The sequence below is a fragment of the Anaerocolumna xylanovorans DSM 12503 genome (assembly GCF_900143645.1).
In the GTDB taxonomy this organism is placed as follows: domain Bacteria; phylum Bacillota; class Clostridia; order Lachnospirales; family Lachnospiraceae; genus Anaerocolumna; species Anaerocolumna xylanovorans.
On record NZ_FRFD01000005.1, the window covers coordinates 469311 to 483587 of the forward strand.

12 protein-coding genes and 1 tRNA gene are annotated in these 14277 nt (G+C 38.3%); 10 read left to right on the plus strand and 3 right to left on the minus strand.

Annotation, left to right across the window (positions count from 1 at the left end; genetic code table 11):
- Window positions 1-179 precede the first annotated feature (179 nt).
- The 6 genes from BUF11_RS10440 (at window position 180) to BUF11_RS10465 (ending at window position 8445) form a co-directional block, all read left to right on the plus strand.
- Window positions 180-1136: an ABC transporter permease gene (locus BUF11_RS10440; protein ID WP_073588771.1), complete on the plus strand. Its 957-nt coding sequence runs from the start codon at window positions 180-182 to the stop codon at window positions 1134-1136.
- Between the two features lie 11 nt (window positions 1137-1147).
- Window positions 1148-2041: a carbohydrate ABC transporter permease gene (locus BUF11_RS10445; RefSeq protein ID WP_073588772.1), complete on the plus strand. Its 894-nt coding sequence runs from the start codon at window positions 1148-1150 to the stop codon at window positions 2039-2041.
- Between the two features lie 23 nt (window positions 2042-2064).
- Window positions 2065-3678 carry an extracellular solute-binding protein gene (locus tag BUF11_RS10450; RefSeq protein ID WP_073588773.1) on the plus strand — a complete coding sequence of 538 codons (1614 nt, stop codon included), beginning with the start codon at window positions 2065-2067 and terminating at the stop codon, window positions 3676-3678.
- A 179-nt stretch (window positions 3679-3857) separates the two neighbouring features.
- Window positions 3858-5915, plus strand: coding sequence for an alpha-amylase family protein (locus BUF11_RS10455; RefSeq protein ID WP_073588774.1), 2058 nt, complete (start codon window positions 3858-3860; stop codon window positions 5913-5915).
- A 19-nt stretch (window positions 5916-5934) separates the two neighbouring features.
- A complete protein-coding gene (locus BUF11_RS10460; protein WP_073588775.1) occupies window positions 5935-8136 on the plus strand; it encodes an alpha-galactosidase in 2202 nt (733 codons plus the stop codon).
- Between the two features lie 224 nt (window positions 8137-8360).
- Window positions 8361-8445 (plus strand) — tRNA-Leu (locus BUF11_RS10465).
- Window positions 8446-8717: 272 nt separating this feature from the next.
- Here BUF11_RS10465 and BUF11_RS10470 read toward each other — a convergent pair.
- Window positions 8718-10628: a hypothetical protein gene (locus BUF11_RS10470; RefSeq protein ID WP_073588776.1), complete on the minus strand. Its 1911-nt coding sequence runs from the start codon at window positions 10626-10628 to the stop codon at window positions 8718-8720.
- Window positions 10629-10886: 258 nt separating this feature from the next.
- Between BUF11_RS10470 and BUF11_RS10475 the strand changes: the two genes are divergently transcribed.
- Both BUF11_RS10475 and BUF11_RS10480 read left to right on the plus strand, forming a co-directional pair.
- On the plus strand, window positions 10887-11060 hold the full coding sequence (locus tag BUF11_RS10475; RefSeq protein WP_073588777.1) for a helix-turn-helix domain-containing protein: 174 nt from the start codon (window positions 10887-10889) through the stop codon (window positions 11058-11060).
- 99 nt (window positions 11061-11159) lie between these two features.
- The gene (locus tag BUF11_RS10480; RefSeq protein WP_073588778.1) at window positions 11160-12344 is read left to right on the plus strand and encodes a tyrosine-type recombinase/integrase; all 1185 of its coding nucleotides are present in this window, start codon (window positions 11160-11162) and stop codon (window positions 12342-12344) included.
- A gap of 51 nt (window positions 12345-12395) precedes the next feature.
- Here the strand turns inward: BUF11_RS10480 and BUF11_RS25140 are convergent, their stop codons facing one another.
- The gene (locus tag BUF11_RS25140) at window positions 12396-12584 is read right to left on the minus strand and encodes a helix-turn-helix domain-containing protein (protein ID WP_073588779.1); all 189 of its coding nucleotides are present in this window, start codon (window positions 12582-12584) and stop codon (window positions 12396-12398) included.
- 250 nt (window positions 12585-12834) lie between these two features.
- Here BUF11_RS25140 and BUF11_RS10490 point away from each other — a divergent pair, with 250 nt between their 5' ends.
- Together BUF11_RS10490 and BUF11_RS10495 are read left to right on the plus strand one after the other, a co-directional pair.
- Complete coding sequence (locus BUF11_RS10490) at window positions 12835-13107, plus strand: plasmid mobilization protein (protein ID WP_073588780.1); 273 nt, start codon at window positions 12835-12837, stop codon at window positions 13105-13107.
- Window positions 13092-13589, plus strand: a complete 498-nt coding sequence (locus BUF11_RS10495) for a relaxase/mobilization nuclease domain-containing protein (protein ID WP_073588781.1) — start codon at window positions 13092-13094, stop codon at window positions 13587-13589. Before BUF11_RS10490 ends, BUF11_RS10495 begins: the two co-directional genes overlap by 16 nt.
- Window positions 13590-13836: 247 nt before the next feature.
- Here the strand turns inward: BUF11_RS10495 and BUF11_RS10500 are convergent, their stop codons facing one another.
- Window positions 13837-14115 (minus strand): single-stranded DNA-binding protein, encoded by a 279-nt coding sequence (locus BUF11_RS10500; protein ID WP_073588782.1) that lies wholly within the window; start codon window positions 14113-14115, stop codon window positions 13837-13839.
- Window positions 14116-14277: the final 162 nt, after the last annotated feature.

Here is a 14277-nt window from a genome sequence, read left to right on the forward strand (position 1 = left end):
CTTTTGATTAAGAGCTTTAAAAATCAACAGGAATCATAAAATCCTTTGATTGTTCCCTGCCATAAATTCCGGTAGAATGCATTATAGAAGGAGGGAAGGTTGAAAGGTTCTATTCTTTCGACCAGAGATTTGTGCTATGCACAAAGTCTCCGGACTTTGAAAGGAGTATGGTTATCATTATGAAAAAAGCAGTTACAGTTGCTGTAAAGCCTAACAAAAGCGTAAGAAAAAGGATGTGGGAGCAAAGGTACTTATTTTTACTGCTTCTGCCGGCTCTTGCGTGGGTAATACTGATATGCTATGCGCCTATGAGCGGGCTTTATATGGCATTTGTCAATTATACGCCAAAAGGGAAAGGGTATTTTTCAGATCTGATACAATCCAAGTTTGTAGGGATGGATTGGTTTAAATATTTCTTTCAGACAGACTTTTTAACCATCATGCGAAATACCCTTGCTACGAGCCTTCTGACTCTTTTGTTTTCCTTTCCGCTGCCCATCTTTTTAGCGGTCTGCTTAAACGAGATAAGGAGTGTTAAGATAAAGAAATTCATACAGACTTCTTCTTATCTTCCGTATTTTATTTCCTGGGTAATTGCAGCAAATATCTTTATAACCTTCCTGTCTTCCGACGGGGTTATCAATAAGATGCTGTTGGGACTTGGGATGACGCACCAGGAAATCCTCTTCTTCCAGCATGGGCCTTATTTTTGGTGGATTATTGCCATAGCAAACGGATGGAAGATCCTTGGCTATAATGCAATTATTTATCTGGCAGCCATATCGGGAATCAGCCAGGATATGTATGAGGCGGCAGATGTGGATGGTGCCACAAGGGTACAAAAGATTATCAATATTACACTGCCTTCCCTAAAGCCCACGATCATTATCATGCTGATTCTGGCAATCGGCGGAATCTTGAATACCGGCTTTGAACAGCAGCTTTTAATGGGAAATGACTCCATTCTGAACTATTCGGATGTTTTAGATACTTACGCTTACCGCTATGGTTTAAAAAACGGCATGTATTCCTATGGTACCGCAGTAGGGCTGTTTAAATCGGCAGTATCTTTTGTACTGGTAATGAGCGCTAACAGGATATCCAAGCGCTTTAACGATAACACGGCATTATTCTAAGGAGGGATTAGATGAAAGATATTAAAATAAAAAGACAGTATGCGCCTTCCGACAGAGTATTTGATATAGTATCCTTTTTCTTTCTTGCTTTGGTTGTGGTAATCTGTGTATATCCTTTCTGGAATATTTTCATAATATCCATCAACGATGCTACAGATGCTATCAGAGGAGGTATCTATTTCCTTCCAAGAAAATTAAGCCTTGCAAGCTATAAGGATATTTTAACCAGATCGACTTTCCTGCATTCCATACTGGTTACAGTTTTAAGAACGGCGGTGGGAACACCTTTAGCAGTACTTGCAACCACGGCCCTTGCCTATGTGCTTTCCAGACAGGAGCTGTTGTGGAAAAAGCCTATCACGATTCTCTTTGTATTTACCATGTATTTTGGCGGCGGCTTGGTACCCTACTATATGGTGCTGAAGAATTTAAATATGTTAAATCACTTTGTTGTTTTTATATTTCCGAATCTCATCAGTGTTTACAATATGATACTGGTAAGAAGCTATATTGAGGGAATGCCTCAGGAGCTGTTTGAATCTTCCAAGATAGACGGTGCCAATGATTTAATCATTTTCACAAGAATCATACTGCCCTTAAGCAAACCCATTATTATGACAATTGCTCTCTTTGTGGCAATTATGCACTGGAACTCCTGGTTTGATGCCTATTTATATACAAATTCCCAATCCTTAAAGGTAATGCAGTCCGTTCTGGTAGAGATATTAAACCAGTATCAGACGGCGGCAGCCAATCAGACAGCCAACCGAGTTGGCCAAAGCGTGACACCGGACAGTATCCGAATGGCTGCCACCATGGTTGCGACTATACCAATCATTATGGTATATCCCTTTATCCAGAAGTATTTTGTAAAAGGTATTATGTTAGGAGCAGTTAAAAGCTGATAATGTAAAGGAGGAGAAATGTTATGAACAAGAAAAGAATAGCAGCAGCCTTTATGGCAGTTGTACTGGCGGCTACAACCTTCGCAGGCTGTGCCAAAAGCAGCAATTCAGGAACGAAAGAATCAACCGGTAATACAGATGGGGAGAAGGTTACCATTACATTCTTTGATAAGAATTCCGGAAGCAAGACCTTTGATGATGAGGTCGCTAAGACAATTATGGAAAAGACAGGTGTGAATATTCAGGTAGAGAATCCTTCCGGAGATCCACTGGAGAAGCTGAACCTCATGTTAACCGGACAGAACTACCCGGATATCGTATTGATGGACAGAGGAAATGAAATCGTTAACCGCTATATAGAAGCAGGTGCCTTAATATCCTTAAATGATTTGATTGACAAATACGCACCTAATGTAAAGCAGATGTACGGAGATGTATTAACTAAGAGCCGTTACACCGACGGAAAGAATTATTATCTGAATAACTGGTATGGTGTTGACCCGGATGCTTCTGCCGGCGTTCTGATGAGAAAAGATCTGCTTGCGGAAATCGTAGGCAAAGACAGGGCAGAAAGTGCAGAACCCTTTAAGTTATCAGAATTTGTAGATATCCTGAAAAAATTCAAAGAAAAACATCCTACCATTGACGGAAAAGACAGCATTGCCGTTACCCTTAACGGAGATGATAAGAATTACGAATCAACAATTTACGGAATGTTTGGCATGAAGACCTATTATCTGACATCTGACGATTCTCTCCAGCACAGAGCCCAGGATCCGAAATACCAGGATGTTATTAAGTTCATGAATGGCCTTTATACAGCAGGACTCTTAGACAAGGAATGGGTAGTTAATAAGAAAGAACAATGGATTCAGAAGATGTCCAGCGGGAATGTATTCTGTACCTTTGCATCTTACTGGGATACAGACGCTGCAAACACAAGTCTTGCAAGTACGGTAGGAGCTGACGCACAGTTTTATTCCTACAAGGTAGTTCCTGACGATATGGATGCTTCCCAGACTACTTATAACGGAAGATCAACCCTTGGCTGGGATGCCATCGGTATCACCGATAACTGCAAGAATCCCGAAGCTGCTATCAAATTAATTGATTTCCTTGTAAGTGAAGAAGGCCAATACCTGATGATGTGGGGTATTGAAGGAAAAGACTGGCAGATGAAGGACAGCAAGCATGTTCCGAATGAAGATGTTGTGAAAGGCTTCCAGACAGACTTTGATAAAGAAAGCTTAAGTACCGGTATCAGAAAGTGGACCTGGTTCATTAAGAATGGCTACGGCAGTGACGGTACTCCTTATGATGTGGCTACTAAATATGAGCTTCAGCCTACCGCAGAATTTGCCAACAAGAGCTTTGGTAAATCCGATGCCTGGGATTCCGCAGACTTTGCAGGAATGGAACCAGCCGGAAGTACACCGGAAGGCTTAAAGTGGCAGAAGATAAAAGATATATATGACCAGGCCTTTCCTAAGATGGTAGACGCTGCAAGCGAAGATGAGGCACTTTCAACTTATAAGACCATGATTCAGGACATGAATGCCTCCGGTCTGAAGGATGTAGAAAGCTATATAACCAAAGCTTACCAGGACCGTATGAAGCTCTGGGGAATAAGTAAATAATAAGCGGTTAATACAGGAGAAGAGAGTAAATTGCCGGTCTGTAATGAAGTTCTATAACTTCCCTGCAGACCGGTTTTTACTTAAAGAAAATAAAAGAATGGAAATGGAATAATATTGCTGGTAATTATTTAACCGGTAAATATCAAATCAAAGTTTGGGTATTTGGGAAAGGAGCCTATATGGAAAAACTTACAGCCGGGAGGTATAATATCCTGCAGGAGGATAGCGGCAGATTCAGTTACTGGATTAATGGTAAAAAAATACTTGGCTTTTATGGACAGGCAGTTCTGGAAGAAGGAGAAGAGCTGGACACAAGGCACTGTACGCTGATAAAAGCAGAAAAGAAGGAGATATCTTCTGCAGCAGGGCAGGGCACAGATAAGAAAGAGGTGCTAGAGACCTGCTTTCAATCGGATATTGGGATACTCTTTACAGAAAAGATAAGTTTAGAAGAAGACGGGAGCCTTAGAGTCCAATGCGTACTCTCTGACGAAAACAGCAATGAAGTAAGTGTCAGACGCATGATGCCGCTGGTGACAGAAGCACCGGATAATGACAGCCCTGACTTCTTAAAGAGCCTTTGGACGAAAATGCTTTTAGTGCCTTATGATAATACTATGTGGGTCAGATATGAGGCTGTGCCCTTAAGACCGGGAAGAGCAAGCTATGACGTAACAGCCATCTTTGAGGAGAAAAGCAGGGAAGGCCTTGTCATAGGGGCTATGGATTTTGATATATGGAAGAACGGAATAATCTGCTCCGGCAATGATGCAAGAGTGCTTAGGGCTTGTTGTGGTGTGGCGGATATGGAAACCCATGATACGCTGGAACATGGAATAGTTAGGGGAAAAGAAGTGGCTTCCTCCCGCTTTATTCTGTTATACGGAGAAGATTACAGGAATTTGCTGGAGCAATACGGGGAATATATAAGAAAAGAGAAGGCAATCCTTCCCTGGGAAGAAGGAGTTCCATTTGGCTGGAACAGCTGGTCCGGCCTTGCTTTTCGCCTGAATGAAAAAAATTACAGGGAAGCCGGACGGTTCCTTAGAGAAGAGTTAATGCCAAATGGATACCAAAATAACCAGATAACCTATGTGAATCTGGATGCAGGCTGGAACCGGATACCGGAGGAGCAGCTGATTACTTTGGTGCAGGAACTTCATTCCCAGGGACAAAAGGCAGGAATCTATGCGGCTCCCTTTGCCTGGTTCGGACAGGAGGAAGAAGAGGAGATTCCCGGGGCAAAAGGGCATTGCTATAGGGAAATCCTATTAAAAGATAGTAACGGAAGATTGCTGCCAAGGGTGGATGGTGCGGTTCCCATGGATGTGACCCACCCTCTGTGGAAGCAGTATATGGAGCAGCAGACGGAGCAGTTTATCCGCTGGGGCTTTGACTATGTGAAACTGGACTTTTTAAGTCATGGAGCGATGGAAGGAGTGCATTATAATAAGGCGGTTATGACAGGAAGGCAGGCAATAACAGAGGGGTATGAGTTTCTGACAGAACACTTATCGGAAGAGAGGGCAGGAAGGTCTTTTTTCATCAGTCTTTCCATTGCGCCCTTATTTCCCTGCGGTTATGGCCACGCCAGGCGCTTCTCCTGCGACGCCTTTGGATTGGCAGAGGATACGGAATATGTTCTTAATGCCCTTACCTATGCATGGTGGCAGTCCGGCAGGCTATATGCCTATAACGATCCCGACCATATATCACTGTATCAGAGCTTCCAGGCAGACAGAAGCAGCCTTTTGGGTGAGGCAAGGGCAAGGTATACGGCTTCTGTAATAGCAGGAACGGTAATGATGCTAAGTGATGATTACGGTATGGGGGAAGATACTATCAGAAGTAGGAGCAAAGAGCCAGAAAATATATCTGAAATAAATAGAAAACCAGCGGAACCAGAAGCGAAAGAGAGGGCAAAAAAGCTTGGCTGCCTTGCAGAGATAAATCGCATTGCGGCAGCAGGAAAAAGCTTTCGTCCGGTAGAAGCAGCCGGGACTACAGCCTGTAATTTCTTTACTTTAAATCTGCATGTAAAGCAATATGCGGCATTATTTCACTGGGAGAAGGAAAAGGAAGGCATAATCTTTGATTTTAAGAGGGCCGGACTTCCGGACGAATGCCGCGTCAGAGAATTATGGACAGAAAAGGAATACCGGGTAACAGACGGCAGGCTTACCCTGGAATTTGATGGCTGTGACAGCGCTTTGGTTGAAATTATGGAAGATAAATAAAAACAGGAGACAGAAGCAAATGGCAATTTTATATAATGAGAAAACAAAGGTTTTTACTTTACAGACAAAAAATTCAGCCTATCAGATGAAGGTGGCGGAACATGGAGTGCTCCTTCACACATATTATGGGCAAAAGATAGGGGATGGAGATCTGTCCTATCTTATCATGCGCGCAGACAGGGGATTCTCCGGAAATCCATATGAAGCAGAAAAGGACAGAACCTTTTCCCTTGACTGTCTGCCTCTTGAATATCCGTGTTTTGGCATTGGTGATTACCGGACGGACTGTATACAGGTAATCCATGAAGACGGCAGTAATTCCATTGACTTTCGTTATAAGTCCCATGAATTGCATAAAGGAAAATATTCATTAAAGGGGCTTCCTTCCATGTATTGGGAAGAAGGAGAAGGTGAAACACTTATTATCCGTCTGGAGGATAAGACTACAGGAGTAGAAATAAAGCTTTATTATGGGGTCTTGTACGAAAAAGACATAATTACAAGGGCGGCAGAAGTGATAAACAGCGGGAGGAAGAATATTATCTTAAACCGTGCTTTATCCTTATGTCTGGACTTTACAAATGACAGGCTGGATATGGTTCATTTTTATGGAAAGCATGCCATGGAGCGGGAGTTTGAGAGGACACCCCTGCATCATGGAAGGCAGTCCATTGGAAGTGTAAGAGGAACCTCAAGCCATCAACATAATCCCTTTGTTATCCTATGCAAAAAAGAAACCACGGAGGATTACGGAGACTGCTATGGAATTTCCTTTTTGTACAGTGGTTCCTTTCTGGCAGAAGCAGAGGTGGACCAGATAGACCAGACAAGGTTTGTAATGGGAATTCAGCCGGATACCTTTACCTGGAAATTAGGAGAAGGAGAGAGGCTCCTGCTTCCGGAAGCAGCCCTTATATACAGCCATGAAGGATTTACGGGGTTAACACATCGGTATCATGATGCCATAAGAGAGCATGTAGTCCGAGGTGAGTGGAAACATAAAAAGCGTCCGGTATTAATTAATAACTGGGAAGCCACCTATTTTGATTTTGATGGGGATAAACTTCTTGCCATTGCAACGGATGCAAAAGAGCTTGGAATTGAGATGCTGGTGCTGGATGACGGCTGGTTTGGCAAGAGGGATAATGATCTTAGCGGACTGGGAGACTGGTATGTAAATGAAAAGAAGTTAAAGGGAAGCTTAAAAGAACTGTCACAGAAAGTCCATGATATGGGGTTAAAGTTCGGCCTGTGGTTTGAGCCGGAGATGGTATCGGAGGACAGCAGCCTTTACCGTGCTCATCCCGATTGGGCTATAAAAATACCTGGGCGAAACCCTAACCGTTCCAGATCTCAGCTGGTACTTGACTTTTCCAGGGATGAAGTGTACCAGGCGGTAAAGGATATGGTATTTCAGATATTAGATGAAGTAGAATTAGAATATATCAAATGGGATATGAACCGGAGCATCACCAATCTGTATTCGGCAGCCTTGCCGGCAGAGCGCCAGGGAGAGCTAAGCCACCGCTATGTTCTTAATCTGTACCGGTTCTTAGAGGAGCTTACAGCAAGGTATCCCCATATCCTGTTAGAGGGCTGCAGCGGCGGAGGAGGAAGATTTGATGCAGGTATGCTTTATTATGCACCGCAGATTTGGTGCAGCGATGATACGGATGCCATTGAGCGCTTAAAGATACAGTATGGCACTTCCTTTGGATACCCTATCGGTACGGTAGGTTCCCATGTGTCGGCAAGCCCCAACCATCAGACCGGCAGAAGGACACCCTGGGAAACCAGAGGAACTGTAGCTATGGCTGGAAGTTTTGGCTATGAACTTGATTTAAATAAGCTGACAGCGGAGGAAAAGGAGCTTATACGGGGACAGGTAAAGGAATATAATTCTTATTACGGTCTGATACACGAAGGAGACTACTACCGTCTTACAAGCCCCTATGAGGATACAAGGGTAACTGCCTGGCAGTTTGTTTCAAAAGATAAGAAAGAAGGATTATTCTGTGCCGTGGCAACAGGCTTGCAGGCCAATCCAAGTCCATTGACAGTTAAGTTAAAGGGACTTATACCGGAGGCAATCTATGAAGTGGAAGGAAAAGAATATGCCGGAGAAATGCTTATGCTTGGAGGAATACTGCTGCCTGCATCATCCGAAGAGTATCAGGCCTGCCGGTATCCAATCCGATTAAAAAAAGAAACTCTGCAGTAAGCAGAAAATCTTTAAGAATCAGGCTGTCTGTAAAACAAAAGCGCAGCCTGATTTCTAAAAGATGAAAGCTCTTATAAAAAGTCTTTAAAAATTAAAAAAGTCTAGAAAATCCAAAATATTTGAATGAAAAAGAAAAATAAATGTTGCATTTTAAAAATATGTTTGTTATAATATAATTCGTTCGCTGGTGAAAAAAATAGTGAACAATCTATGTTTATAGCTGTGCAGTCGTGGCGGAATTGGCATACGCGCTAGACTAAGGATCTAGTGGTCATTGCGACCGTACGGGTTCAAGTCCCGTCGACTGCAGTAGTAAAATCAAGGGTTTCAGAGTTTGGATAAAACTTTGGAGCCCTTGTTTTTTGATGTTTACATCAACAGGTACATCAACGAGGAATATTTCCCTTATCTACTCGGCTGATATGAAAGGTCAATGTAAATAATTTTAAACATATCATTCTGCTTCTTTTTAATGAAGTAACATTATTCACAATACAACTCTGATGCGCATAGAAGGGCAATTAAAAATGCCACCTGGTATTCCCAGGTGGCATAATATTTGCGGCTAGTATATGGAGCTCCTAATTATAATACTCGATTCGTATATCATTTAATATATATTCAAACTCTTCTACAAATTCTTTCAACTTTAACAGATTATCATCTACAGGCATTAATTCGGTGGGACTTTGCAATTTGATTTGATTGACTTGTATTCCTATAAATGCATACTTATTATCGCTTCTTGAAGCGCGAGGCTTTTTATATTCATATATTTCTTTTGCCTTAATAGCTTTTATAAAGGATCCTTTTTTAACTGGATCAAATTTGTAATTCTTTTCTATGAACGTTACATAAGAATTGTATAAATCTTCTCCATAGGTAAAAAAGCCCTTATGTTCGTTTAAAGTATCAGAGATGCAGTATTCAGTAAGAAATATGTCGAGAGCATCATCTAATGTATATGAAATTGGCTCGCTTTTTTGCTGCACATTGGTCTTTTTAGGAAGGGAGAGCAATTTGAGACCTTGCAATGAAAAGAAAGTTTTTAGTTTAATCCATTCATTTCTACTCATAGATTGTATTAAATGTTGAATAATATCTATGTGTTTATCTAACCCTTTAAACTCCAATATTTGACATGGTAGGTGGGTTTGAAACCAGTGTTCCATTTTTTGATTAGTTGAATAATATACAAAAGGCATAGTATTAATATAATTAATCTTTTTCATGATAACATCAGTCTTAAATATATTCTTTCCTAGAATCATTTTTCTTATATTTCCCAAATCATATGTTTTTGGAACACTAGAAATATCTAATTCGTTATAATATAAAAATGTTTCTAAGTGTTGTTCTAATAAACTTGGAATATTATCGGTACAATTATAATATGCTAATTTCCCTTTTCGGCTAATTGTTGTTGTATTTCCATAAGCTAAAATATTGAGTGTAAACTCCCTTATTATATCGCGGCTTACGCTGGTACCGGATAAGATAAAAAGCTTATTCATTAATAATACCGGAGATTCACAGGAGGTTATAAATTTTGAATAATTACTTATATTACCAATATCGCCAAAGATATAATAGAGAAGGTGTACTAATGTTTCAGAAAAAGCAATAATCTCTGGTGACGAAAGCATTATCTGATTAGGTACAGTAATAGAATTTCCACCGAATGCAATAAAACGCTTGCTTGTATCATCATAAATAATTATTTTGTTCTGATTTGCTACGCTAGCATAAATGTACTCACTTTTATCAGTGCGAATATCTTCTGGAACCATAGAGAAATTATTAGGACGTATTATCTTTGGAGGGAGTAGGGTTTGACGCTCTAATTCTTTTGGAATATAAGAAACAAGTTTAGTCCAAAAAGCTTCATCATACTTAGTTCCTAGCTTTTGCTTGTTTATAGCTTTTATATTTCGTTGAGTGAGGCAAACAAACCGATTATCTAAAAGTCCGTACAAGGTCTTGTTAATATAAAAGAACTTATATACGGGATTATCTAAATAAAATTCTTTTTGGATATTATTTTCGATTTTATGTATCCTTACTAAATGTTGATAATGTGATTCCGCAGCAAAGTTATATGTTTTTATGAGAAGTTTTATACTTTTCACTAATTCATCTTCCATTTCCAGAATGAAGGAGGATAAGCCTAATATACTGAAAAAAGTAAGGGTATCTTTTACTTCTATAAGCGTGTGCATGTTATTTCCAGTATAAAACAGGCGGTTTTTGTAGTGATAAAAATAGTTGGATAGTGTTTCTGAGGAAAAGGTCTCCTCAAAAATTTGGTTTTTGTAGTGAAAAAAGCAGAGATGAATATATAGTAGTTTATATTCTTTTACTAGTTGTTCCATTTTTTCTTGCTGATCTAATATTTTATTAGTCTGAAAATCATTTGAATGTTGTTTCTTTAAAGCAATCTGCATATCAGGTATGTCGTTTTGACTATCAGTGATATTGCCGTTACCGTTCATAAAAGACCCCCTTAGTTGGTGTTCCAAAACCAAATGTGTGCCAAAAAAATTCCAATATTACCACATTATAGCTCATATTTAGATAATTTTCCACACGAAGAGGTGAATTATTAATTAAGGTATACAAATAAAATCTATAGCTAGATTATTACTCATTTGTTTATTTCTAAATTCAAAAATAAAAAAATATTGACTTATGAACAAATTAATATTGGACAATATCCAAAGGATTAATCAACACAGAAAGGAAGAATCATTATGGAAAAAATTACGTACAGTATTGATGAAGCAGCAAAGATTGTTGGTGTTGGTAGAAGTTTAATGTACCAACTCGCACGAGAGGGAAAAATTCCAGTATTAAGATTGGGAAACAGGTTTGTTATTCCAAAAAAAAGGTTTGAGATATTTATCAATTCTTCAACAAATTTGTAAACGCTATAGTAACCAATTAAATATTTATTTTAAAAGCTATCTGTGTGATTACTACATAGGTAGCTTTTTTATGAAAAAATTTGCCAAGGAGGAAAGCAAATGGCTAAAAAAAGATCCAATGGAGAGGGTTCAATTTATCCGAGAAAAAATGGATTATGGTGTGGATGCTGTACTGTTATTATTAACGGTAAAGAAAAGAAAAAATATGTATATGGGAAAACGCAGAAAATAGCTAAGGACAAGCTTAAAGCAATTCAAGATAGTAATCTACGAGGAACAATCTCCGAAAATTCTTCAATGTTTTTTGAGGATTGGATGTATGAGTGGCTTGTAAATTATAAAAAGCTAATTTTGAAGCAGACAACATATGAGAATTATATGATATATTTTGGGACGCATATTAAAAATAGTAAGTTGGGTAAAACTCAGATCTCAAAATTGACCACTACTCAATTACAGGCATACTACAATGAAAAATTAGTCAATGGAAGAAGTGATGGGAAAGGAAAGCTGTCAAATCGTAGCGTAAGGTATTTACATATCATAATTCATGGGGCTTTAGAACAAGCAGTTCGCAATGGACTAATTAGTAAAAACGTTAGCAGTGCGGCAGTTCTACCCGCTAGAGAAGTGAAAGAAATTGTACCACTGTCAACTGATGAGGTAAAAAAGTTAATAGAAGTGGCTAAGGACAGCTCCATATATACATTGATTTTACTTGAGATATTCAGTGGTCTACGTAAGGGCGAAATCTTAGCTATCACATGGAACGCCATAAATTTTGATGAGAAGAAGCTTTATGTAAGACATTCTCTGTGCCGGGTTTTAGATACTGAGAATACAGTGGCAAATAAATATAAGCTTATACTTATGGAACCAAAAACATCTAAAAGCAAGCGCTGCATCCCACTCAATGATATGGTTATTGCTGCACTCAAGAAACATAAGAAATATCAAAATGAAGAAAAAATCCGTAATAGGGATATTTATAATGACCAGGATCTTGTCTTTGCAATGCCGGATGGTAATTTTATTTGTCCTAGAAAATTACTTCGTATGTTTCATTCGCTCTTGAAAAAAGCAGGTATTGAGCGGAAGCGTTTTCACGATATGAGACACACTTTTGCATCGATACTCCTGAATGAAGGCGAATCCCCTAAGGTCATACAAGAACTCATGGGACATTCTTCTATTTCGACAACAATCGACATTTATACACACCTCATTCATGAAACTAAGGTAAAATCCATTGATAAGTTAACGGATAAGATTATTAATTCATAAGATGACGACGGAAGCAACTAAAGCGGGGTCATTGACCCCGGCTTTAGTTGATTATAGTAAATGACTGCTTTGATTTCGGATATATTCTTCAAGGGATACTTTGGGTATTTTCCAAGTACGTCCAATACGAAAAGCCTTAATTTCTTTGTGTCCCAGTAGAAGGTATGCTGTGTTTTTGCCGATGTTAAGTATTTCGCATAGTTCTTGGATGGTTAACAAATCCCCATAATCGTTGAGCATGATTACCTCTCCCCTCGTTTATTTTTTGTATATTAAAATGTTAATAGCATAGAGAGAAATTACACTGATTATAATGAGTTAATAAAATCAGGAAAAAGACAGTATAACCGATTATAATCAATTTTAATTTTTTATAATCTTATAACAATAAAGTAGGCTAGATTTATTGTGTAATGCAATAAACCTACTTGCTAAAATTATGTTTTTAGAAGAGCAAAGATAAAAATGAGAATATTTAAGGAGGAGCACAATGAATACAGTGGCAAATGTAAGTTTTAGGTGTACCAAGGATGAAAAAGATAAGATACAGACAAATGCAGAAAAAGAAGGACTATCAGTAACTCAGTATCTTCTTAATTGCACAACAAATAAGGAAGCCATCATATACGAACCAGATGTTTTTAAAATGACAGAAATCACCTGTAATTTAATGACAGAATTAAGTTTTCTTAAAATGAAACATCCTAATATTAATATCAGTAATGCAGAAAGGATGTGCCACATATTATGCCAAATCTTATAGTAAGAGAAAGAAGTTATTCAAACCTGTATGCTGTAGAATACGTAGTAGGTTATATTCTTGATCCATTGAAGTGTTTTAGTGGTTTATATTCTGGAATTGGTGTGGATTTGTATGATACAAAAGCTGTTATTGATCATTTTAATCTGATTAAGCGGATACGGAAGGAAGGTGATACAAAGAAAAAAGTAAGGCATTTGGTTTTATCTTTTGACCCAGATAAGGAAGATTATATTACTCCTGAGCAGGCATTTCAAATTGCATTTACTATAGCCCAGTATTTTGGAGCCAGATTTCAGATTGTATTTGGAATTCATGATGAGGGCTATTATAGACAGAATGGTAATTTACATGTACATTTTGCAATTAATACGCTTTCATACATTGATGGATCTAGATTTCCAGGAGAAAGATATATTTTTAATGATTTAATTAAAGAACTGAGACGCAATTCGGATTTGGTATGGGATATGTATTTTACATGATTCAAACAATAACTACATAGGGGTGTCAGGGAAGTGGTCACCTGATATTCCTATGTGATCAGTTGAATAATTGCTACTGTCATGTTTCACTTGAGTTAAGAACCAGAATATTTTTATACTAAAGTAATCTGTTCAAATTTTTTTTTGACAGGCAAAAGAGCATCGCTTAAGGCTGGATAGCTTCTGAGAGTATCTCAAAATAGCCCCCAGCCTTATAAATTATTATAGATAATCTAAATTACAAAAATTATTTCATCAAATTGCTTTTTATTATGCCCCGAGCCGAATTATTTGATGTTTTTTTATATCTTTGCTGTTTTGAGGTGTTTTTCTCTATAGGCTTAATGACACAATCATTATCGTTTATGTACTTTATAAATAGTACGCCTAATAATAATCTGTCTTTATGTGGAATACGGTTCCATTCATAGCCCTTAAATAAATCTTTAATCAAGAAGATTTCATCCTTGTTAATCTTCCGAACTTCCTCTAAAGCTTGTGTAAGCAATACATTCACATCTGCCATGTTAACCTCCATGATAACAACACTGATAACAACATTGTTCTCTATATTGTATTCTAACAAAATCATATTTAAGAGTCAATAAATAAGGCGACGATATAATTGCATAAAACATGAGTATGGTATATAATGTAAAATTATAAGATATTTACCATATCACTTCTA